The sequence below is a fragment of the Brucella sp. 22210 genome, assembly GCF_052045675.1.
GTDB lineage: Bacteria > Pseudomonadota > Alphaproteobacteria > Rhizobiales > Rhizobiaceae > Brucella.
Genome location: NZ_JBQEPD010000125.1, coordinates 1 through 1,179 on the forward strand (window position 1 = coordinate 1; position 1,179 = coordinate 1,179).

Sequence of the window (1,179 nt, forward strand, 5' to 3'; positions counted from 1 at the left end):
GCCACCGCATGGCTTGTCGTTGCGAACAGTTTTTCCTTCAGGTTTGGTGCAACCAGAAACGCAAACGCGAGTGCGTCTTGCGCCAGTTCTGCAGCATCGTTCCCGGTGATACGTAATTCGAAGCTCATTCGATTCTCCTTTGCAGCTTCAGTGGTGGGATGGGTATTGCTAACACTTTGTTGTGTTTTTGTATAGACTGTATTTTCCCTTTTTAAGACATTAACTGCCGAATTCTGAGAGGTACGCTTCGATGAACGCTTGCGCTTGCTCGGCATTGATTGCATTGCCGTAACCGCGCAATCGTCCCACTCGGGCGGCAGCCCCATGAGCCAGCGGGAATGTGCCGGGTTCAACTGGCCGCCACTTTCCATCTCGGCAGAAGAGCCAATCAACATTTCGCCAGAAGCCGTTAGTCGGGCTGGGCTGGTCATCGCGGCCATTTGAGGCAAACTGCTGCCCGTCATGTTGGGCGTTATGCCCAAACCCGCCCGCTCGCCGTCCGTCGCTGACGCCGTTGTCCATCCCGCTAGCATCGCAAAGTCGTTCAGATCGTTCGATCTCTCCGGGTTCATGGCCCTCGCCGCCTGACCGCCGCCCGACCCGTCCGAAGCTTGTGCTGTCGGCCAACCCGTCAGCCAAGCCACTCGCCCCAACAATGCATTCAGCGGTACGTTCTGACATTCCGCACCGTCCTTGTGATCCCGACTTGTTGGCGTGGGCCACCCAGTAGAGCCGCTGTCTGATATGCGGCGCGCCGAAGCCCGCAGCGCAGGTATCGACCGCCCCGCTGGCGTAGCCCGATCCTTCCAGGTCAGCTTGTACAAGGTCGAGCCAGCCAAGTCCGTCCTTGCTCGCAACCTGCTCGCCAAAGACCACTGCAGGTCGGCAGTTTTGAATAAGCCAGTGGAAGTGCGGCCATAAGTGCCGCTCGTCAGCAAACCCATCTCCTTTGCCTGCCGCGCTGAAAGGTTGGCAGGGACAAGAACCTGTCCAGACAGGACGGTCGTCGGGCCATCCGGCTCGACGCAAAGCGTAGGACCAGACGCCGATCCCGGCAAAGAAGTGGCATTGTGTGTATCCTCGCAATTCGGCTGGCGTAACATCTTCAATGCTCCTTTCGTCCACATCACCCGGCGCGATTAGCCCGGCCTTGATCAACTCCCGCAGCCATGCCGCCGC

Annotated in this window: 1 protein-coding gene; it reads right to left on the bottom strand. The window is 58.5% G+C overall.

Annotation, left to right across the window (positions count from 1 at the left end; translation table 11 throughout):
* Positions 1-219: 219 nt before the first annotated feature.
* Positions 220-1,179: DNA cytosine methyltransferase (locus ACTJKP_RS26870; protein ID WP_440632832.1), on the bottom strand; the 960-nt coding region annotated here is incomplete at its 5' end.